Below are 19686 nucleotides of genomic sequence, written 5' to 3' on the forward strand. Positions count from 1 at the left end.
AAAAAAGGAAAGTGGATGGCATCTCATGCCATCAGTTTCAATATGAGTGCCTTCTGGGCGTGAAGACGGTTCTCTGCCTGGTCGAAGACAACTGAATGCGGTCCTTCCATAACCTCTGCTGTAATCTCTTCTCCCCTGTGTGCAGGTAGGCAGTGCATTACGATAACATTGTGTTTTGCAACGTCCACCAGTTCGGAATTGATCTGGTAGTCTGCAAGGTCGCTGAGTCTTTTCTCCCTTTCAGCCTCATCGCCCATGGATACCCATACGTCGGTATAGAGCACATCTGCATCCCTTGCAGCTTCCACTGGATCGTTGGTGATGGTGATATCCCCTCCAAGTTCCCGGCCCTTTGCCACGATCTCAGGATTCGGCTCATATCCTTCAGGACATGCAACGGCAATCTCCATACCAACGAGGGCACAGCCGAGGATTAGTGAGTTACATACATTGTTCCCGTCACCTATCCATGCGAATTTCAGCCCCTTCAGGTGGTTTTTGTATTCCCTGATAGTAAGGAAATCTGCCAGGATCTGGCATGGGTGCTCAAGATCTGAAAGCGCATTGATCACAGGCACCTGTGAGTGAGCAGCAAGGTCTTCCACGGTCTTGTGGCTGTTCACCCTTGCAGTGATACCTGCAACATAGCGAGAAAGCACTTCGGCGGTATCTGATACAGTTTCACCGCGTCCGATCTGTATATCTCTGGAATTAAGGTAAATGGAATGTCCGCCAAGGTCGCTCATAGCAACCTCGAAGGATACTCTTGTCCTTGTTGATGATTTCTCGAAGATCATTGCAAGGCTCTTGTTCTTCAGCAGGTCTGTGACCTTCCCGCGGACCCTCTTCTCCTTGAGATCTTCTGCCATGTCAAGGATCTCGATGATCTCTTCGGTTGTAAGATCGGTCATTGATATTAGATGTTTCATGTTATCAGCTCAGGTTTGATAATTAACCACGTATCTCTTTCATGTGGTCAATTCTTCTCTGGATCAGTTCAGGCTTTCCAATATCGCTTCTGAAGTGGAGGTCTCCGATAATGTTCTCCAGTGCATTCTGGGCGATCTTCTCAGCTTTGTCGATGGTATCCTCGATACCAACAACAGCCACAGCCCTGGAGCCTGTAGTGTATACCTTTCCATCTTTCTCATATACGCTTGAATAGAACAGTATAGCATCGCCGATGTCGCCAACGATGACCTCTTTGTCCTTTGTTGGCTCGTCAGGATATCCTGCGGGAACCGCATACTTGCAGACGGTTGCCTTGTGGGCGAACTTCACTTCAAGTTCATCAAGTGTTCCGTTGACAACTGCGGACATGACATCCACCATGTCAGTATCGAGCAGTGGAAGTACGTTCATCGCTTCAGGGTCACCGAATCTTGCATTGAACTCAATGACCTTTGGACCGTCCTTTGTGAGGATGAACTGTCCGTACAGGATTCCCTTGAAAGGTGTGCCTGTTGCTTCATGAAGGGCTTTCACGGTTGCCTTCATGATCTCCCTTGCAGGCTCGATGTCATCGACGTTCATGAAAGGAAGCAGCTCATCTGCATCGGTATATGACCCCATTCCACCGGTGTTTGGTCCAAGGTCGTTCTCAAAGGCACGCTTGTGGTCCTGCACACATGGTGTGAAGGCAAGGTTCTTTCCGTCAACGAAAGCTTCCAGTGTGAACTCCTCACCGATAAGGTTCTCTTCCACGACTACATTGTCGCCATCAAGAAGGGATCTTGCATATTCAAAAGCAGCTTTTGTGTCAGGTAACTGGTCGCCCATGACCTTGACGCCCTTTCCACCGGTAAGCCCTGCCGGTTTGACCGCAACGTTGCCAAGTTCCTCAATGTAGTCCTCAAGTCCTTCCTCGCTTGAGAACACTTTGAATGCAGGACAGCCTTCGATGTTGTTATCCCTCATGAAATTGCGTGCCCATGCCTTGTCGAACTCGATGCGTGCGACATCCTTCCTTGGTCCCACTACTCCGATACCTGCATCCTCAAGGGCATCTGCAAGACCTGCTGCAAGTGGTGCTTCCGGTCCGATAAAAGCGATCTCGATGTTCTTTGACCTTGCGTATTCGACCACCTTTTCCACTTCTGTCTCCTTGATCAGAAGTACATCTTCACACAAGCTGGCAATTCCGGGGTTCTTCTTTGCCATTACTGAGAACATTGCAGGGTTGCGTTCACTTCTTGCAACAGCATCTGCGATCGCATTTTCTCTGCCGCCGCCTCCAACGATTAGAACATTCATATGTATAACCTCATTTGAACAAAAAATGTATTGATGTTAATAAAGAATTCATTTTATTGTATTACTGAAAAATAACATTACATTTGTTAATTTGAATATGTTAAGGGAGCTAAATCTCTTTGTATTAAATAAATAGTTTCCGACTTATTTTCTTTGTTTGAATCAACATATCTTCTTTTTTTACCAACTTACTGCATTCATTCGTAAAAGCAGGTTTTCGTGTAAAGGTTTGATATGTCAATAGGGATGTCAACGGGATCTGGAGGGATAGCTGCCCGATACTAACAATTAGAAAAAAGGGTCTGATCTATAAGATCAATAAAAAAAGGTACAGAGAGATCTTCTTAGATTCGGGAAAGATCTCTGTTGTATGATCTCTTCATTCTTTCAGCTTCACAACGAGGAAACGGAAAAGGCTGTCACTTTCATTCCTCAGTAGGTGAGGGATGCCTTTTGGACTTTCGATAAGCGTGTCCTTTGAAACGGTCTCTTCCTCATCACCGATCACAACGATACCGCTACCTTCGAGCACATAGAAGAACACATTCATTGGTGTCTTGTGCAACTTAAGTGACTCTCCGGGTTTAAGCTCGAGGTGTACGACCTGTACCTGCTCGGTATCAAAAAGTCCTTTGGCAAGTACATTGTGAGGGTTCTCTTTCTCAGGTGCTTTATCTAATTCCACTATTTTCATAATATCCTCGTCTCCATAGTTAAGAGTTTATTTTAAGAGCCTCTCCATGTCCTTTTCTACGGTGGTGTTCGCTGTTATGTTGAACTTGTCCACCAGTACATTGAGGACATTCGGTGAGACAAATGCCGGTAGTGTAGGGCCAAGTGTGATGTCATTGATGCCGAGTCTGAGAAGGGTGAGCAATACAAGGACCGCCTTTTGTTCGTACCATGCGATATTGTACGAGATGGGTGCATCGTTTACATCCTCAAATCCAAGTCTGGCCATGAGTCCCTGTGCGATAATGACAAGTGAGAATGAATCATTGCACTGTCCTGCATCCAGTACCCTTGGGATCCCATCAATTTCCCCGAGGTCGAGTTTGTTGTACCTATACTTTGCACACCCGGCGGTAAGTATGACAGTATCCTCTGGCAATGCCTCTGCGAAATCTGTGTAGTACTGCCTGTTCTTGTGACGTCCGTCACAGCCTGCCATGACAATGAACTTCTTTATCTTGCCTGATTCGATGGCATCAACGATCTTGTCGGCATGGGTCAGCACAGAGTTGTAAGCAAAACCTGTCATGACAGTACCTTCTTCCAGTTGTACCGGTGGTTCACAGGTCTTTGCCTGTTCGATGATGGCTGAGAAGTCCTTTTTACCATCCTTGGCTACGATGTGCGTGGCACCGTCAAAACCTACAGACCCGGTAGTGTATAACCTGTCAAGGTAGGTCTTCTTTGGAGGAACGATACAGTTGCTTGTCAGCAGGATAGGTCCGTTGAAGCTCTCGAATTCCTGCTTCTGGTGCCACCATGACCCTCCATAGTTGCCTACAAGATGTTCGTACTTCTTAAGTTCAGGATATGCATTTGCAGGCAGCATCTCACCGTGGGTATATACATCGATGCCTGTTCCCTCGGTCTGGTCCAGGAGTTCCTTCAGGTCTTTCAGGTCATGTCCGCTCACGAGAATTCCAGGTCTGTCCCTTGTTCCGATATTTACAGCAGTAGGTTCCGGGTTTCCGAATGCAGTGGTATTCGCCTGGTCAAGCGCTGCCATTACATCAAAACCTTTCTCGCCGCATCTCAGGACCATTGCGATGAGGTCCTTATCGGTCAGACTGTCATCTGTGGTTGCCACAAGTGCATCTTCTACGAATGCAAGCACTTTTTTATTGACCTGTCCAAGCACCATTGCATGGTGTCCATATGCTGCAATCCCTTTGAGACCAAAGATCAGCAGTTCCCTTAATGACCGGACATCCTCGTCCTTTGTCGCAAGGATGCCTGTATCCCTGTCCTTGAGGTTTTCCGGGGTCACGGTTGCGATCTCCGGAAGTTCGCTCTCATCAAGCGCATCGTTGTCCAGGAGCTTCTGCCTGATCTCATCACGTATTTCAAAAGCCCTGTCAATACGTTCCTGGATCCCACTAGCCCTGAAATCAGTGTTCGTTATGGTCGAGAACAGTGCATCGAGCATAAAATCGTCAGTGCTTGCTTCTGAAAGTTTTGCCTTTCTTGCTTTCTGGTTGTAGAATGCAAGGCTCTTAAGCACATAGATGAGATCGTCCTGGAGGTTTGCGACCTCTCCTTGCTTACCGCACATCCCGTTCTTTGTGCAGCCTTCTCCGTTCATTGTTTCTTCACACTGGTAACAGAACATCATTTCACCTTGTTTCTTAGTTAGGATGTGTAATTATGCAGCCATTCATCTTTTAGAGGCATAGTTGAATCTGTAACTGATACTGGTATATCCGGGATACTGGTACTTATAGACCCGGTTTCCACTTTGATACCTCTATATGAATACTAATAACCCACTCTTCTATAGGCTATGTTGTTACAAGTATTTAAAATGAGATAAAAAGAAATTATTTAGTGATTAGTAAAAAAGCCATTGCAGCAGTAAAATGACTGCTGCATCTCAATTATTTCACTTATCCCCAAGCAGATCGCTTGCACGCACAAGCGGGATAAGCTTGACATCGATCTCACTGAGGTTCTCTGTAGCACCGTCCTCACGGTCCACAACGGTGATAACCTTGTCAATGATGCATCCTGCATCCCTTATAGCACCAATTGCCTCAATAACAGAACCGCCACTGGTGGTCACATCTTCCAGCAGGACGATCCTGTCTCCTTCTTCAGCATCACCTACGAACCTTCCGCCGGTCCCGTACTCTTTTGCAGATTTGCGTATCAGCAGGAGGGGTAGGTTCGTTTCAAGGGATACAGCTGTGGCGATAGGTACCCCGCCCAGCGCGACACCGCCAACGATGTCGATGTCCATCTTTGTGATCTTTGCAGCTGCCTGCTTTGCGATTATCTTCAGTGTGCCGGGGTCTGAACTGGCCTTCTTGATATCGATGTAGTACTTGCTCTTCTTTCCGGATGCCAGGGTGAAGTCCCCGAACCTGACAGCTCCGCAGGCCTTGAGTGCTTCTATGATTTCTTCCTTGTTTTCTGATGCTGTTGTCATTGTGATCCTTTCCTTTTTTGGTATTTACCATGGTTCCTTCTTGACACCTATGAAATATCCTATGACATTTGTCACAAGGTGAAGCAGGGGTGTGATGATCAGGATAACCAGTATGATCCTGAATGTGAACTGCTCGGAGAACCAGTATGGTGATGCCAGGTAGGCAAATATCAATGCTCCTATGACAAAGTCAAGCTGGTCCACTACAGGCAGTGGTGCTCCTCGCTTTAGTCCCAGACGCCTCTTGAAGAAGCTCATGAACATGTCCCCGAAGAGTGAACCAAATGCAAGTGCGAACACAACGATGGTCGTGTTCAGTCCGCCTGTTCCGAAAGTTGGAAGTTGTGCTCCCAGTATTACCGGATAGCTTTCGATCAGCCTCATCTGCAATAGTCCTGCAAGGGTTCCGCATATAAGGCCTGCAAAGAAGCCACGGAAGGTCTTCCCGTCCCCTAGGATGCGCCTTCCGTCTGACATCGTCTTTCCACCATCTATGGGCCTTCCTCCTCCAAAGACGGCAGCGAAAGGATTCGGCAGGTATGCCGGAAGCATTAACCATACTGCAAGAACAATTAGCTCGATCGTGTTATCAACTCAATGTTTTTTGCTTTAATCTGCTTCATTGATATATAAAACCAACTCTATATCCGGTTTTAATTTCTTTTTCCAATTACGTTTGTTCCTATTTCTTTTTCTGTTTTCTTCTTTACTTTAATCCCTCATCCTTTTATCTATGAATTCTTCCTGAGATTTTTCCTTCCATTAATCATATATTTGATATGTACCCAGTTATCTTGCAATATAGTAAAAATGGAGGAATTTCATGAGCACCATCGAAAATCTCAAAGAGGCATTTGCCGGCGAATCAATGGCAAACAGGAAGTATCTTGCTTTTGCAAAAATGGCTGATAAGGAAGGTTTCACAAAGATCGCCAAACTGTTCAGGGCTGCAGCATATGCGGAAACCGTCCATGCTCATAACCACCTTAAAGTCCTTGGGGAGGTAAAGAGCACTCAGGAGAACCTTCAGGAAGCAATATCCGGCGAGACTATGGAATTCAACGAAATGTATCCTGCCTTTATCGAGGAAGCAGAAAAGGAAGGCAACAAACAGGCAGTTCGCAGCTTTGATCTTGCGAACAAGGTCGAGAAGGTCCACGCCGAGCTCTACCAGAAGGCACTGGACAACATGGATGGCGATGAGGACGTTGACTACTATGTATGTGAGGTGTGTGGTTATACCGTGGAAGGCGAAGCACCTGAAAGGTGTCCTGTGTGCGGAGCTGTTCATTCTAAGTTCACAAAGGTGGACTGAACAAAATACAACTTTTTCTCAGGGCAGTCCAATTACTGCCTTTCAGTTTTTTCCCGTCCAGAATTTATATCATTATTAATTCTGGCTTTTTTATGACAGTATCGATACATATTTTAATGGGGATAACGATTGTGAATCCCATGAAAGAAAGCAAAGACCTTGTAAACAGCAGCAACATCATGTTTGCAACTGTGCTTACCATGCTGCTCCTTGCTGCTCTTATAACGTTCGGGATGCTGACACCACTGATCGTCAGGCTGACCACAGGTGTCGAGATGAGCATGAGTGCAGAGTACTTCAACGGCCGAAGCGCTCTTCCCACAGCAGCACTGGTGATACTGCTTACGATGTGTTTGCTTTATGGATATTTCGGAGCCAGGAAGACACTGTTCGTTGGTGCTTTCACGGTGGCAATATCCGTTGCATTTGCTTTTCTTTCTCCTTTCGGGAATCTCCCTCTTGATGTGACCATACCAGTGGTCAGTATGGCACTGGTAACGACGTTCTATAAGATCTACATGTCCATGCAAAGGGATTCTCGTGTAATGAAACTTCGGGGTGTCAGTGCACATGTGATACATCTCGGTATCATCCTTATTCTCATAGGTATTGTCGCCAGCAGTAACATGAAAGTTGATGGCTCTGCTGTGGTGTCTATGGACTCTGTCGGATAGTTCGAAGAGCAGAACTATATGGTCTCAGTGACCGGAATGGATTCAACTTTCGAAGGTTCTCAATACAAAGAGTACCCCGGTTCTTCTTATGCTACCTACGTTGATTTTGATATCTACAGGAACGGGGCTTATTTTGACAGTGGACAGATAAAATATATCACTGATTTCAAATGGGGACAAACGTACACAACTACTTATGTTAATCGTGGTGTGTTTGAAGAGCTCTTCATTGCTCCAAAGGCACTTAATGAGACCAGCGGTGAGGTTAGCGTCTACATGAGGACCGTACCTTTCATCACATTCATCTGGGGCGGCCTGTTCATTATGCTTGCCGGAATTGCTTCTCTGGTACTGGTCGATTACTCGGTTGACGGTAGTTCCGCGAACACCCTTCCTAAGATCAAAGGGAAAAGGAACAAAGGTACTGAAGGACGCAAGGGGGGTAAAAAATGAACTTCGGTATGATCCTCATATGGATAGCTTTTATCCTGGGTGCAGCTTCAACCGTATATTCCATCATCCACCTGAGGACGAACAATACCCATGCAGGTTCACTTTCCAGGAAGCTTGAACTTGGCTGTACAGCCACGATAACACTTGCGATCCTGATGCTGACCTCTTATCTTGTCAAGGTATCGTCATCCTACGTTTATGTCTACATGCATTCAAGCGTCGACCTTGAGTTTGTCTACCGCCTTTCCGCATTATGGGCAGGCCAGGAAGGTTCCTTCCTGCTCTGGACATGGTTCATCCTGCTGATGCTTCTGGCAATTCAGTATACAGGGCACACGAAAGAGCTGTTCGATACCCGGATCATGAACATCACCCGTTCGATCTGTCTGTCCATCATCACGGTATTCCTGCTGTTGCTGGTACTGAAGAACCCGTTCTCCATGTACTACGGTGTCCTGGGTTCATACGCCGAGATCTCCAACTGGAACCCTTTCGTAGCAGCATACCCGCTTGCGGACGGTCAGGGTATGAACCCTCTCCTGAGGAACCCATGGATGGCAGTCCACCCTCCGGTGCTGTTCCTTGGGTATGCGGCCTTTACAATTCCCTTTGCAGCTGCTATTGCTACCCTTCTAATCGATGATGGTAGGTGGGTCAGGATATCCAGGGACTGGATGAGGGTGGCATGGCTTTTCCTCACTGCAGGTATAGGTCTTGGCGGATTCTGGGCATATGAGGTCCTTGGCTGGGGTGCATGGTACTGGACATGGGACCCTGTCGAGACATCATCACTGATCCCCTGGATAACAGCTACAGCTTACCTGCATTCCCAGACAAGGGTCCAACATGGTGAATACAGGTTCCTTGCACCGATGCTCGCTGTGGTATCCTTCATACTGGTCATATTCGCAACATTCGTCACACGCAGCGGCATGTGGGTGTCTGTACATTCATGGCAGGACTTCACCCTTGAGGGTATGGTCATTGCGATCTTCCTGGTGATGCTGCTTGTTTCAAGTGTAGTACTGCTTGTAAGAAGGTACTTCGAGGAAAGTGAGGGCTGAGCTCAAACAAAACGATGTCAATTCAGATATGATGTCAATGAGAAAGGCCGGATCTATCTGAAAAAGGACAAAACTAATTAAAAAAGTGTAAAAGAAGATCAGGCGAATCTGAAATAGATCCTCCTGTTGTTCTTTCCCTTATTTTCGGCCTTGAAGATTTCGATATGCGGGATCTCGCCTGTATTTTTAACGTGTGTACCGCCGCATGCCTGGTCATCGATCTCAGGAATTCTGATAACACGTATCTCTTCGATCTCCGGAGGGAATGCGTTCTTGAGCTTGACTACGGAGGGTATTGTTAGTGCTTCTTCTCTTGGGAGGATGTCTATCTTCACATCGATCGCCCTGTCGATGACCTCATTGACCTTTGCCTCGTATGAGTCGATCTGCTCCCTGTCGAAGTTCTCCAGATTGAAGTCCACACGTGTCTTGTCCTCTGCTATCTGGTTCCCGGAGATCTTTGCTCCGGTCTCATTGTGTATGATGGCACTGAGGATGTGGGATGCAGTGTGGTAGTTCATGAAAAGGGTTCGTCTGTCCTGGTCGATGATGCCTTTGACCTTATCGCCTTCCTTAAGTCCGGGTTCACTGACCTCATGGCTTATCTGCCCGTCGAACTTCCCGACGAACACGACCCTGTATTCCTTTCCATCGCTGACCAGAACTCCGGTATCATGTGGCTGGCCACCGGATTCAGGGTAGAATGCCGTTCTGTCAAGAACAACGAATTTGTCATCCTTCACGCTCGTCACAGTTGCTTCGAATTCCCTGAGGTAACAGTCTTTCAGATAAAGTGCTTCCATGCCGGATTATTTGAAAAGATAGTTAATAAATGTTATTTTGAAGAGTGATCCTGAGAAGATCACATCTTCACTCTTCCGATATCAATGTAGTCGATTCCCTCATCTTCAGAGATAGCATACAACATACTTTTCCTGACACTGTTTGCCAGACGGATTGCCCTCGACATTACAGGAAGTGTAAATTCATGGTCCGCAGGTATGGAGTGCACAAGGTATTCCGAGTGTGGCATCTTTGCAGGCGACTCCACCTGGCTGTAGACACGGAAATGGCTGCCAAACTTGAATCCGGTCTTCGGCACAACTCCCATCTCACGAAGGTCTGTGTACACACTGCTTTTCAGGTGGAACTCCGGTTCGATCTTTGAAGCGATCTCTGTGAACGAATCGCTGTTCATTGGATTGTCCTGACGGTCTTTGACATTTATCACACCGTTGTCAAGCAGGTAGCGTGATTCCACAAGTGATAACTGAAGCCTCTGCTTGTCAAGTGGCTTGCCATAGAAACCGTTCTCGAACAGTGAGGTTGATGCATCCTCATCCCAGATGATGACCCTGTCCTCGAGGAACGTCGCTTCAGTATTGATGTCCGGGTACAGTGTATCTCCCATTCCACCTTTTATTCTCGGTCTCTTCACCTCATAGAACGTGATGTCACTCTCTTCGTCCACGATGGCGAGGATCATCTGCTTGCGGACATTTTCGGCTGCGTTCAGTGATCTCAGGAGGTCCTTGAGCGGCATTGGAACCCTTTCTGACCTGACATATACGAACTGCTTTGCAGCACCTTTTCCCGGATGGCTTCCACGGGGGTATATGCGGAAATCAGTAACTCCCGGCTGGACGTAGAACCCTCTTTCCCTGAGGTCCTTGTAAACGATATATTTAAGCTCGAAAGCCGGTTGCAGGGTTGAAGCGGTCTTGAAGAATCCTGCAAAATCAAGTACCTTCCCGTTATGCTCAACATCGATCTTCCCGCGGTATGCAAGATATGCAGCTTCAATGAGTGTAAGTTCCAGACCATTGTTCTTTGGTCTGCCGTAGTAACCGGTATTATAAAGTTCGTTGATCCCTTTCTTCTCCACAAGAACACGGTCTTTGATTATTTCTGCTTTCAAGCTTTTTCCCTCCTGTATCTTGCTGCAGCTTCCACAAAGGATGTGGCAAATTCCCTGTAAGAGGATGCCTCCAGATGGGCATATGCTCCAAGGGTGTTATTTTTGATAAGACCATCCCATCCATCCTTTATGCCGGTTCCGCGTGACAGTTTTATGGCGAACTTCGCATCGGATGGAAGTTCTGTTACCTCGGAATGGTGGAACTCATGTCCTATGAAGGAGTTCCCGCACTTGCCGATGACCGTATCGACATCTAGTTCTCCGATATTGTAGCTGACCACACGTTTGTGCCCCATCAGTGAATGTCCGGGCAGGGCCCCGACCATCTCATGCGTGGATTCCGGCATTTCAGCCATGTGGTATGTTCCTTTCCCCTTCACGCCTGTGGTGATGCGTTCTGTGAGGTACATCAGGCCACCGCATTCTCCATAGATGGGTAGTCCTTCTTCGGATGCCTTCCGGATATCCTTCCTCATGCTCTCGTTTGCTTCCAGTTCGGAAGCGAAAAGCTCCGGATACCCGCCGCCGAGGTAAAGCGCATCCACATCCGGCAGATGCCTGTCATGGATCGGGCTGAAATACTCTATCTTTGCTCCTGCAAGCTCCAGAAGCTCAAGGTTGTTATGATAATAGAAATTGAAACCCTCATCAAGTGCGATACCGATCACAGGAGCATCTCCTTCAAGTTCGCTTGCTGTGAAAACCGAAGTTTCCGGTCTTTCCACAGGTTCGGCCTGTCCTGCAAGCTCCAGTACTTTGTCGATGTCGATGCCTTCGGACACTCTCTTCTCGATAGCAGCGATCCGTTCGTCAAGATCGTTGATCCTGCGCCTTTCCTCGATGGCAGGGACAAGTCCCAGATGGCGCATGGATATCTGCATTGCGCTGTCCCTCGGGATTATTCCCAGCACTGGAACGCCTGTGAAGTGCTCAACTGCCTCCTTTGCTTTTTGAGCATGTCTCATGCCGCCGATATTGTTCAATATCACGCCGACAATGTTGACTTCAGGGTCGAAGTTCTTGTAGCCGTTCACAAGGGCGGCGGCGGAACGTGTGATACTGCGTGCGTTGATTATCAGAATAACAGGACAGTTCAGCATCTTGGCAACCTGGGCAGTGCTCCCTGTCTCTCCAAGACTCTCCAGTCCCTCGAAAAGTCCTCTCACGCCTTCGATAACAGCAATATCCGCTTTCCCATCGACCTCACATGCATGTGTGAACACATCGAGCACGCCTTCTTCTCCCATGAGGTAGCCGTCAAGGTTGCGTGCACGGCGTCCTGTTATCTCAGAGTGGTAGCTGGGATCGATGTAGTCAAGAGCCACTTTGAACGGCTGTACACTGTATCCTCTGGAAGTGAGGGCCGCAAGCAGTCCCGCCGTGATGGTGGTCTTGCCTGAGGACGACCTGTCGGCTGCCAGGAGGATCCTTGGCATGTCCATTTTCCTGTCTGCAGTTTCTTCCGGCATGAGATGTCTCTTTTTATCTTGTAAGTTCTCTCAGGCGCTCATCATCAAGAGCTTCGGGCATGACCGAGCTGTTCCTTTCCATGATGGCCTTTGCGAGTTTGCGATAGACCTGTGCAACATTGGAGTCAGGTGCTTTTTCCATAACAGAGAATCCGTCCCTCTCGCAGTCCTGTACGATCTGCTCCTTCGGGATGAATGCCATGAGCTCGCTTCCGATCTCTGATGCGAACTTTGTGACGATCTCTTCCTCACGGCTTACACTGCGGGAGTTACAGATGATGCCGCTGAGGGGCGTGTTGATCTTTGCCAGTCCTCTGCAGATGTTGTTCGCTGCATAGAGTGGCATGTACTCGCCTGATGTCAGCACGTATGCTTCCTTCACAAGTCCCTTGCGTATAGGTGCGACAAAACCGCCACACACGATATCTCCGGGGACGTCATAGATGATGAGGTCCATTTCGTTGAGTGACTTCGAGATCTTCTTGAGGGTCTGGATAGCAACGATAATTCCACGTCCCGCACAGCCGATACCCGGCTCAGGTCCGCCTACTTCGACGCATTTGACGCCCTTGTAGCCTTCATAGATCACATCTTCCTCTTTCACATCGACGCCGTCACGCAGAAGGTCGAGGATTGTCGGTATGCGCTTACCTCCGAGCAATGTGATGGATGAGTCGCTCTTCGGGTCACAGCCGATGATCATTACCTTGTATCCCTCATCCGCACAGGCAGCTGCAACATTGGATGCGGTGCTTGATTTTCCGATACCGCCCTTCCCATAGATGGCTATTCTTTTTTGTTCTGTCATCTCTGAACTCTCCATTTAGATGGATTCCTTTGCAACTTCCCTTAATGTGGCTCCGAACTCGGACTCTACGATGTGGTTGACACCAAGTGTCTTTGGATGAAGGTCGATCTCCACGAGCACGTGCTCATGTCCCAGTTCCTTGAGAGGAAGTACCTGTCTTGGCCCGTTGGTGACGGAGATTATCTCCATGCCGGAGATGTGGTCCATTGGTACGGCGTGTGGAACTCCGGTGATCACGACAAAATCATAATAGCTGTATTTCTCCTTGATCAGCTTGTCAATGATAGCACCCGCAACCGGGTACTCGTCCAGTCCGCCAATGATCTCATGTATCTTGATGCCCTTTTCCTCAAAGTCGTTCATGATGCATTCTGCATGGTGGCGAACCCTCGGGAGTCCAAGACCAGTGTCTGTGTTGGACATATTGATGATATTATCAGCCTTGCCAAGCTGTTCAGCGACCTCGTTCACAGCGACCGTGATGTCTGCGAACATGTAACCGGTCTCTTTCTTGGCGTTCATTATAGTAATTCCGCGCTTGCCTTCCTTGAGAAGTTCGATGATCCTCTGTGCCACCTTGTACTTCACATCACCGCGGGATGGTGCAAGGTATTCCTTACTTGCAGCACCGTGGCGCAGTTCGACGTTGGTGGCCTCTTCCAGAAGATGCTGCTGTCTCTTGAACTCATCTCTGTCGATGATGCCTGCATCAAGGGCAGATTCCAGTGCGAAGAGTACACCTTTGGTGTTGTTCCTGTATCCGGCATGAACTTCCACTTCGATTACAGGTACATCAAGATTGGCTTCCATTATAGGTTCACGCATTTCTTCGCCTATGATCATGCTTGCGCAGGTTCCTACGACCCCGATAAGCTTGGGGTGGAACATGTCGTTTACCTTATGGAGTATGTTGACAAGTGCATCATGTCCTCCGAAAACGAAACCACTTTCGTCGAGGGCTGTTGTAACAACATGTATCCCGTCCTCTTCCAGCAGTCTTGCGTGTTTGAAAGAGCATCCCGGTGGTCCGTGAAGTATCGCAACATCAACGTTCAGGTCCCTCAAAGTGTACAATGCAGCCACGATGGAGCTTGGTCGTGGGTGTATGATAGAAATGTTCTTGTTTTCCATGATAGGTCCTCATTTTTCATTGATCGTTTTTATCTGAAGCATTTAACACATAGTATAATAATGTCACTCGCATCGGTATTTTCCCGTGCAATGGATAGTCCGTCCTCAAATGTTCCTGCATAATATGCGTCATCATATTTTATATCACGCATCCGGTCTCCAACAAGCACTATCCTGTCAAGAAGTATCCCGTTCTCCACCAGGAAATCCGATACATCTTCCGGTGGAAGGCCTTCACATACCTGTTCGGCTTCCTCTCCTAGCACCATGACAATTTTCCCGCCATTAAAGGAACCTGTATCCGCCTTTATTCCGGAAGCGTAATCAAGTGCCTTTTTCACAGAACGGATGTCCATGCCCGAATTGGAGTTATCAATAAGTATCCTGCCTTCGAGCTCATCTTTCACCATCCTTCCCGTAAGGCCCCTGAAATTATGTAATGTCTCAACGATCTGCTTATCTTCAATTCCCATTTTTATTGAGATCGCTGCAGCTCCAGAGAGTGCAGTCAGGTAAGCGGTAAGGTCGAATCCCTCCTCCATGGCAACTTCAATTGTCCGGTCCTTTGAAGAGATCACAACATTGTTCCCGGTGACCCCAAGATCAACATTTGCGGCCTTATCTTTATTATCACTGAATGTGATAAGTTCAATACCTTTCTCAGCAGCCCTTTGCAGTGCTTTTCCGGCACCTACGTTGATAAATGCCAGGCTTCCTTCCTTTGCATTATCCAGTATCTGCAACTTTGCATCGCTTGCAAGACCGGTATTGTTTGCGATTCCGTAGTCCTGCTCAAGGGACGTTATGACCCCGATATCGGCACACCCTGTGCCGCCGATGGAAGTCTCGAAGATGAACACTTCAGGCCTGATGTTCGAATCTTCTATTTTTTCGATAGCAGAAAGGATGCTTCCGGGGGCTATGCTGAGTCCTTTATGGATGATGGTTGCAATGCCGTTCTTCCAGTGTTCCAGTCCCCTTGATGTGTGAAGTACAACATCCAGACTTCTTGAGAGGATGTCTGCAAGGATGGATGCGGTGCTGGTCTTGGCCTTTGTGCCGGTCAGTTCGATGACCTTTATGCCTGAAAGCCGTTCACTCTCCAGAATAAGTTCGCCTACCGCTTTGTGGTGGCTGATGATGGTGTTCCCTTTTTCCTTTGCATTTTTGAGAACATGCAATTCAGGATTGAGGTGTACAGGTGCGACTATTGTCTCAGTGGCTCTGAGCTCAAAAGGCTCTCTGGAAGAAAAAACAGGGAATATCTCCTGCAGGTCGGAGATCGTCGCTTTGTCCAGTGTATCATAGACATCAATGGCACGGACATTGTATCCAAGTCGTACCATCTCTTTTGCAATTGGTATGCCGGCGTGCGTCAGGTCGAGCACGACAGCATCCCTCTGACCTGCAGTCATATTAAGTGAGTTTCTATTTACAGTACTTCTGTTGCTCTCTCGAACACGAGGTCTGCAAGAAGCTCGTGGTGACCAAGTGGTTTGCCGTAGACGACAGTGACCTCGTTTCCATCGACTGTGATCTTACCTTCGCTTGTCTCAGGGTCGAGTTTGAGGATCTCCGGGATGTCCTCTGTGATGTGTACACCTGATGCAAGGAATACTGGTACTGCTGCGATCTTTGTAACGCCTGTACCTTCAAATGATTCAAGTCCTTCTTCTACGGATGGGCCGCAGTTCTCCATGAAACCGACCTTCACAACGTATTCAGGGTGCTTCTTTGCAATGGTATCTGCGATCTCTGTGACAACTTCCTTGTTGTATGGCAGTCTGCTTCCGTGTCCGATAGCCAGGATTCCGATCTTTTCGCTCATTTTTATTACCTCTTATGTTTGAACTTTATTGTTTGTTCATGGTGTTCTTACGTTTGTACACCATTTGTGTTACTCCCTAGATAATGTGATTACATAAAAACAATTCGGGTTTATTCGGCAGGTCGGTGACACAAAAAGAAAAAGGCCTTAATGAAGTTCAAAGACAATCATGCCAATGGTGGCTAAATATACGGGAAAAGATGATGTCAATTTTATTGAAAAATGAATAAAAAAAGATCAGACGACGTCGTAATCGCCGTCATCCTCTTTGTAGCTGTCAGCGCCGATCATGGCAGCTTCGATGGAATCAATGCCGTCCAGCCATTCTGCAACAAGTCCGTATGGCAGCTCTTCCATTTCCGGAAGTGTATTACCATCGAGCACAAGTGCTCCTGCCTGGGCAACGTAACTGATCGCAGCGTCAATGTCTTCTGCTTCCTCAGCTTCCACTGCTGCATTGATGAGATCCTCGATATTTGCTTTCTTGTCGAAACCTTCAGCAATGTAGCATTCACATGCAGCAAAACTGCCTATAAGGGATGTCTGGAGTGACTCGATCATAAGATCAATATCTTCTGATATTGGCTCGACCTCTGTCATTGTGATCTCTCTTATATCATCAAGTATTGCCATTGCGTCTTCTGCAGAAAGTGCGCCACTTTCATATTTTGCAATTACTTTGAGGCATGCGAGAATGACATCATCTGTCATATTCACAAAGACGGCACCTTCCTTATCAGAGTTTTCTTCTTCCTTAAATTCGAACCCGCTTTCCTTCACCTGCCCAAGCCAGTTGTTCCAGCGAGCCGTTGTATAAAATTCATGATCTATCTTTTCATGAGTTTCTGGCATCTTGATACCTCGTTTTATTATCACTTATGCTTTTATGTAGGACATGTTTCCAGTATTCATATAAAAGACATTCGAACCGTTTCAGAGCAATAGCTCCACTTTCTTCAGGGAGAGTGAAGGGTTTGACCCGACATCAACGCTTTCCATCACTTCGTTGATGGTGCACTTGTCCCCGTTGCGAAGTCCCTTTGGATAGCACAGGTCATATGTCTCAGCATCCAGGTCACCGTCACAATTTGGCTCCTGGTAGCGTATAGTTGCTCCCTTGATCGCTTTCTTGGAGTCGATGGCTGCAATGATCGGTGCTTTGATAACGTCAACTACCATTGCTCCGGTATCATGGACAAAGCACTCATGGACGGTCTGGTTCCTCACTTTGACTATCCTGTACTTCCTTCCTTTTTCAAGGGCCATGCAGGTGTTCTTCAACTTGCAGTGTTCACATTCAGGCGTCTCGCCTTCGAAAAAGAACTCTTCACCTACCTTTGCAAGTTTGGTTCCAATGAGTGTTATTGCGGTATCCATGTCCTCCATTTTAATCACCTTATGTTATTATGAAATTGTAATGATGTTTGAAGTTATCTTTAAAGTTGTCTTTGGAATTATGTTTGAAATATAACGTTCATAACAGATACCTACGTTAGTTGATCTGTCGTAGTTATCATTGTTAGTTCAATTTAATTAAATACTCCCATCTTCCGGCGATAGATCACTTGCAATCTGTCTGTACCAGTTCTCAGGATATGACCTTTGTTTTCCTTGCAACTATCTCGGCAGCATCAGGTGTGAGTCCTGTGCCAAGTATCGTATATCTTTCGGGACGGATGGTATGTGAGAGTACAAGTGCTTCTAATATATACTTATCTTCAATTCCCAGTTCCTCCGCGGTAACCGGTGCATTAATGGTCTTTAATGCATTGCGTATCTGCTTCCAGTCGCCTCCATGCAGGTACATCATCATAATTGTTCCCACTCCGCACTGTTCCCCGTGAAGTGCCGGGACAGGTGCTACCCTGTCAAGCGCATGGCTGAACATGTGCTCGGAACCTGATGCAGGCCTTGAGGATCCTGCTATGCTCATTGCAACACCGCTTGAGACCAGTGCCTTGACCACCATTCGTGCTGAACTTTCCAGTTCCGGTTTGATGGTGTCGGCCGAATCGATCAGTATCTGTGCTGTCATGCTTGAGAGGGCTGCTGCGTATTCGCTGAATGGCACGTTCTGCAGACGGCTTGCAAGCTGCCAGTCCAGTACGGCTGTACAGTTGGAGATTATGTCACCACATCCCGATGCCAGCAGCCGGTAAGGAGCTTCTGCAATGATGTTGGTATCCGCCACCACGGCCATGGGTGCATTTGCCTGGATGGATGCCGTTTTTGTCCCATCCTTAATGGATGCCCTGGATGAGACGATCCCGTCGTGTGATGCAGCTGTCGGCACGCTGATGAACGGAACCTCGATCTCGGTGGCTGCAAGTTTTGCAACATCTATGGACTTGCCGCTGCCTACTCCGAGGAGGTATTTAGCACCTGATCCTATGGCCTGTTTCCTGACTCTGTCAACCTCTTTCATTGATGCTGCTTCGGAAACTATCATTTCCACGTTCTGTCCACTGTCCGTCAGTGAGTCATACACAATATCGCCGGCGATCTTTCTTGTGCTTTTTCCTGTGACTATCAATGCATCATCAGCGAGTTTCAGGTCTGCACAGACATTCTTTACATCATCTATGACGCCATGTCCGATCACGACATCCCTTGGAAGTTGCATCCATTTCTGTGGTTTCATATCCTGCGTCACGTCCCTGTTAGTATGATATCTGTATGGTTTTTCGTATTCCTCGAACCATATATTAATAAGTATTAGTGATATTAGGTTGTTCCTATAGCTCTTTCAAGTGATTATCAATGTGTCCGTTCGTAGATAAAATTATGCAATTTGTTAATGAGTACTATCTTGATCCTATTTTCCAGGATAGCGGTTATAATCCTGTAAATACTCTTACATGGGCACTGATACTCGGATTATGTGTCTTTGCCGTGGCAAAGCTTCTTGATAGGTGGAACGTCAGGGTCGACGAGAGGTTCGTATTCTCCATCATCCCTTTTATTCTTGCAGGTTCTTCCCTGAGGGTAATGGAGGATGCCGGTATCTTTGAACCGCCTCTTAGCTACCTGTTCATAACCCCTAACATCTATTTCGTGGTGTTCGTCGGTACCGTTGTCTGTCTTCTCTTCTCGAGATGGCTCTATTCATCAGGTAAGGTCGCTGACTGGCACAGGTCCTTCGCATTACTGGGACTTGGCTGGTTCGCACTGAACATAATCTCTCTTCTGATGGTGGAAGATATAGAGCGTCCCTTCTCCCTTATTGCAATCATTTCTTCAGGAACCCTTTTTGCAGGCGCAGTATATTTCCTGCTGGAGAAGGCCGGCTGGGCTTACATAAATGACCGCCTCAACATGACGATCATCTGGGCGCACCTGCTGGATGCATCCTCAACCTTTATCGGGGTTGACACCCTTGGTTACTATGAGAAGCATGTTGTTCCTGCCTATCTCATCGACCTGACAGGTACTGCCCTGGTGATGTATCCGCTTAAAATGGCCATATTCCTGCCTGTTATATATCTGCTGGATACACAGTTCACGGCCGATGAGGAATCACGGAACTTGAGAACGTTCGTGAAGATGGTCATCATTGTACTGGGCCTTTCCCCTGCCTGCAGGAACACTATCCGCATGGCTCTCGGGATCTGATGTT

General features: G+C 47.3%; 21 protein-coding genes. 5 read left to right on the plus strand and 16 right to left on the minus strand.

Translation table 11 applies throughout. The annotated features are described in order from the left end of the window. Positions 1 to 23: 23 nt before the first annotated feature. The 6 genes from argF to ACR3I3_RS06225 form a co-directional block, all read right to left on the minus strand. Positions 24 to 929, minus strand: coding sequence for an ornithine carbamoyltransferase (gene argF, locus ACR3I3_RS06200; protein WP_440953676.1), 906 nt, complete (start codon positions 927 to 929; stop codon positions 24 to 26). 22 nt (positions 930 to 951) lie between these two features. Then, positions 952 to 2253 (minus strand): phosphoribosylamine--glycine ligase, encoded by a 1302-nt coding sequence (purD, locus tag ACR3I3_RS06205; protein WP_440953677.1) that lies wholly within the window; start codon positions 2251 to 2253, stop codon positions 952 to 954. A 379-nt stretch (positions 2254 to 2632) separates the two neighbouring features. Continuing rightward, on the minus strand, positions 2633 to 2947 hold the full coding sequence (locus ACR3I3_RS06210; RefSeq protein ID WP_440953678.1) for a cupin domain-containing protein: 315 nt from the start codon (positions 2945 to 2947) through the stop codon (positions 2633 to 2635). Between the two features lie 27 nt (positions 2948 to 2974). Then, entirely contained in the window at positions 2975 to 4594 is a 1620-nt protein-coding gene (gene hcp / locus ACR3I3_RS06215; RefSeq protein ID WP_440953762.1) for a hydroxylamine reductase, read from the minus strand. Between the two features lie 270 nt (positions 4595 to 4864). Further along, the gene (gene pyrE, locus ACR3I3_RS06220; RefSeq protein ID WP_440953679.1) at positions 4865 to 5410 is read right to left on the minus strand and encodes an orotate phosphoribosyltransferase; all 546 of its coding nucleotides are present in this window, start codon (positions 5408 to 5410) and stop codon (positions 4865 to 4867) included. Positions 5411 to 5434: 24 nt separating this feature from the next. Continuing rightward, positions 5435 to 5962, minus strand: a complete 528-nt coding sequence (locus ACR3I3_RS06225; RefSeq protein WP_440953680.1) for a CDP-2,3-bis-(O-geranylgeranyl)-sn-glycerol synthase — start codon at positions 5960 to 5962, stop codon at positions 5435 to 5437. A gap of 271 nt (positions 5963 to 6233) precedes the next feature. On the opposite strand from ACR3I3_RS06225, the gene ACR3I3_RS06230 reads away from it, so the two are divergent. The 4 genes from ACR3I3_RS06230 (at position 6234) to ccsA (ending at position 8916) form a co-directional block, all read left to right on the plus strand. Further along, positions 6234 to 6725: a rubrerythrin family protein gene (locus ACR3I3_RS06230; RefSeq protein ID WP_440953681.1), complete on the plus strand. Its 492-nt coding sequence runs from the start codon at positions 6234 to 6236 to the stop codon at positions 6723 to 6725. A 140-nt stretch (positions 6726 to 6865) separates the two neighbouring features. Beyond that, positions 6866 to 7399 (plus strand): hypothetical protein, encoded by a 534-nt coding sequence (locus ACR3I3_RS06235; RefSeq protein WP_440953682.1) that lies wholly within the window; start codon positions 6866 to 6868, stop codon positions 7397 to 7399. Between the two features lie 18 nt (positions 7400 to 7417). Next, positions 7418 to 7852 (plus strand): hypothetical protein, encoded by a 435-nt coding sequence (locus ACR3I3_RS06240; RefSeq protein WP_440953683.1) that lies wholly within the window; start codon positions 7418 to 7420, stop codon positions 7850 to 7852. Continuing rightward, complete coding sequence (gene ccsA, locus ACR3I3_RS06245) at positions 7849 to 8916, plus strand: cytochrome c biogenesis protein CcsA (RefSeq protein WP_440953684.1); 1068 nt, start codon at positions 7849 to 7851, stop codon at positions 8914 to 8916. Before ACR3I3_RS06240 ends, ccsA begins: the two co-directional genes overlap by 4 nt. Positions 8917 to 9014: 98 nt before the next feature. Here ccsA and alaXM read toward each other — a convergent pair whose 3' ends face one another. The 10 genes from alaXM to ACR3I3_RS06295 all read right to left on the minus strand — a co-directional run bounded on the left by alaXM (position 9015) and on the right by ACR3I3_RS06295 (position 18711). Then, entirely contained in the window at positions 9015 to 9719 is a 705-nt protein-coding gene (gene alaXM / locus ACR3I3_RS06250) for an alanyl-tRNA editing protein AlaXM (protein ID WP_440953685.1), read from the minus strand. A 59-nt stretch (positions 9720 to 9778) separates the two neighbouring features. Further along, complete coding sequence (gene endA / locus ACR3I3_RS06255; protein ID WP_440953686.1) at positions 9779 to 10834, minus strand: tRNA-intron lyase; 1056 nt, start codon at positions 10832 to 10834, stop codon at positions 9779 to 9781. Beyond that, positions 10831 to 12303, minus strand: a complete 1473-nt coding sequence (gene cfbB / locus ACR3I3_RS06260) for a Ni-sirohydrochlorin a,c-diamide synthase (protein WP_440953687.1) — start codon at positions 12301 to 12303, stop codon at positions 10831 to 10833. Before cfbB ends, endA begins: the two co-directional genes overlap by 4 nt. A gap of 13 nt (positions 12304 to 12316) precedes the next feature. Then, the gene (gene cfbC, locus ACR3I3_RS06265; protein ID WP_440953688.1) at positions 12317 to 13111 is read right to left on the minus strand and encodes a Ni-sirohydrochlorin a,c-diamide reductive cyclase ATP-dependent reductase subunit; all 795 of its coding nucleotides are present in this window, start codon (positions 13109 to 13111) and stop codon (positions 12317 to 12319) included. A gap of 15 nt (positions 13112 to 13126) precedes the next feature. After that, a complete protein-coding gene (gene cfbD, locus ACR3I3_RS06270; RefSeq protein WP_440953689.1) occupies positions 13127 to 14242 on the minus strand; it encodes a Ni-sirohydrochlorin a,c-diamide reductive cyclase catalytic subunit in 1116 nt (371 codons plus the stop codon). Between the two features lie 29 nt (positions 14243 to 14271). Further along, the gene (cfbE, locus tag ACR3I3_RS06275) at positions 14272 to 15657 is read right to left on the minus strand and encodes a coenzyme F430 synthase (RefSeq protein ID WP_440953690.1); all 1386 of its coding nucleotides are present in this window, start codon (positions 15655 to 15657) and stop codon (positions 14272 to 14274) included. 17 nt (positions 15658 to 15674) lie between these two features. Further along, positions 15675 to 16070, minus strand: a complete 396-nt coding sequence (gene cfbA / locus ACR3I3_RS06280; protein WP_440953691.1) for a sirohydrochlorin nickelochelatase — start codon at positions 16068 to 16070, stop codon at positions 15675 to 15677. 237 nt (positions 16071 to 16307) lie between these two features. After that, positions 16308 to 16922: a DUF2150 family protein gene (locus tag ACR3I3_RS06285; RefSeq protein ID WP_440953692.1), complete on the minus strand. Its 615-nt coding sequence runs from the start codon at positions 16920 to 16922 to the stop codon at positions 16308 to 16310. Between the two features lie 81 nt (positions 16923 to 17003). Beyond that, positions 17004 to 17456, minus strand: a complete 453-nt coding sequence (locus tag ACR3I3_RS06290) for a UPF0179 family protein (RefSeq protein WP_440953693.1) — start codon at positions 17454 to 17456, stop codon at positions 17004 to 17006. Positions 17457 to 17658: 202 nt separating this feature from the next. Next, entirely contained in the window at positions 17659 to 18711 is a 1053-nt protein-coding gene (locus ACR3I3_RS06295; RefSeq protein ID WP_440953694.1) for an NAD(P)-dependent glycerol-1-phosphate dehydrogenase, read from the minus strand. 119 nt (positions 18712 to 18830) lie between these two features. Between ACR3I3_RS06295 and ACR3I3_RS06300 the strand changes: the two genes are divergently transcribed. Further along, positions 18831 to 19682: a DUF63 family protein gene (locus ACR3I3_RS06300; RefSeq protein ID WP_440953695.1), complete on the plus strand. Its 852-nt coding sequence runs from the start codon at positions 18831 to 18833 to the stop codon at positions 19680 to 19682. Positions 19683 to 19686 lie beyond the last annotated feature (4 nt).

The sequence above is a fragment of the Methanococcoides mangrovi genome, from assembly GCF_052057775.1.
Taxonomy (GTDB): Archaea; Halobacteriota; Methanosarcinia; order Methanosarcinales; family Methanosarcinaceae; genus Methanococcoides.

Bases quoted from the DNA above. Each gene is read 5' to 3' on its own strand.
- argF (WP_440953676.1), bottom strand. From the start codon at position 929: ATGAAACATCTAATATCAATGACCGATCTTACAACCGAAGAGATCATC.
- purD (WP_440953677.1), bottom strand. From the start codon at position 2,253: ATGAATGTTCTAATCGTTGGAGGCGGCGGCAGAGAAAATGCGATCGCA.
- ACR3I3_RS06210 (WP_440953678.1), bottom strand. From the start codon at position 2,947: ATGAAAATAGTGGAATTAGATAAAGCACCTGAGAAAGAGAACCCTCAC.
- hcp (WP_440953762.1), bottom strand. From the start codon at position 4,594: ATGTTCTGTTACCAGTGTGAAGAAACAATGAACGGAGAAGGCTGCACA.
- pyrE (WP_440953679.1), bottom strand. From the start codon at position 5,410: ATGACAACAGCATCAGAAAACAAGGAAGAAATCATAGAAGCACTCAAG.
- ACR3I3_RS06225 (WP_440953680.1), bottom strand. From the start codon at position 5,962: ATGCTTCCGGCATACCTGCCGAATCCTTTCGCTGCCGTCTTTGGAGGA.
- ACR3I3_RS06230 (WP_440953681.1), top strand. From the start codon at position 6,234: ATGAGCACCATCGAAAATCTCAAAGAGGCATTTGCCGGCGAATCAATG.
- ACR3I3_RS06235 (WP_440953682.1), top strand. From the start codon at position 6,866: ATGAAAGAAAGCAAAGACCTTGTAAACAGCAGCAACATCATGTTTGCA.
- ACR3I3_RS06240 (WP_440953683.1), top strand. From the start codon at position 7,418: ATGGTCTCAGTGACCGGAATGGATTCAACTTTCGAAGGTTCTCAATAC.
- ccsA (WP_440953684.1), top strand. From the start codon at position 7,849: ATGAACTTCGGTATGATCCTCATATGGATAGCTTTTATCCTGGGTGCA.
- alaXM (WP_440953685.1), bottom strand. From the start codon at position 9,719: ATGGAAGCACTTTATCTGAAAGACTGTTACCTCAGGGAATTCGAAGCA.
- cfbB (WP_440953687.1), bottom strand. From the start codon at position 12,303: ATGCCGGAAGAAACTGCAGACAGGAAAATGGACATGCCAAGGATCCTC.
- cfbC (WP_440953688.1), bottom strand. From the start codon at position 13,111: ATGACAGAACAAAAAAGAATAGCCATCTATGGGAAGGGCGGTATCGGA.
- cfbD (WP_440953689.1), bottom strand. From the start codon at position 14,242: ATGGAAAACAAGAACATTTCTATCATACACCCACGACCAAGCTCCATC.
- cfbE (WP_440953690.1), bottom strand. From the start codon at position 15,657: ATGACTGCAGGTCAGAGGGATGCTGTCGTGCTCGACCTGACGCACGCC.
- cfbA (WP_440953691.1), bottom strand. From the start codon at position 16,070: ATGAGCGAAAAGATCGGAATCCTGGCTATCGGACACGGAAGCAGACTG.
- ACR3I3_RS06285 (WP_440953692.1), bottom strand. From the start codon at position 16,922: ATGCCAGAAACTCATGAAAAGATAGATCATGAATTTTATACAACGGCT.
- ACR3I3_RS06290 (WP_440953693.1), bottom strand. From the start codon at position 17,456: ATGGAGGACATGGATACCGCAATAACACTCATTGGAACCAAACTTGCA.
- ACR3I3_RS06295 (WP_440953694.1), bottom strand. From the start codon at position 18,711: ATGAAACCACAGAAATGGATGCAACTTCCAAGGGATGTCGTGATCGGA.
- ACR3I3_RS06300 (WP_440953695.1), top strand. From the start codon at position 18,831: ATGTGTCCGTTCGTAGATAAAATTATGCAATTTGTTAATGAGTACTAT.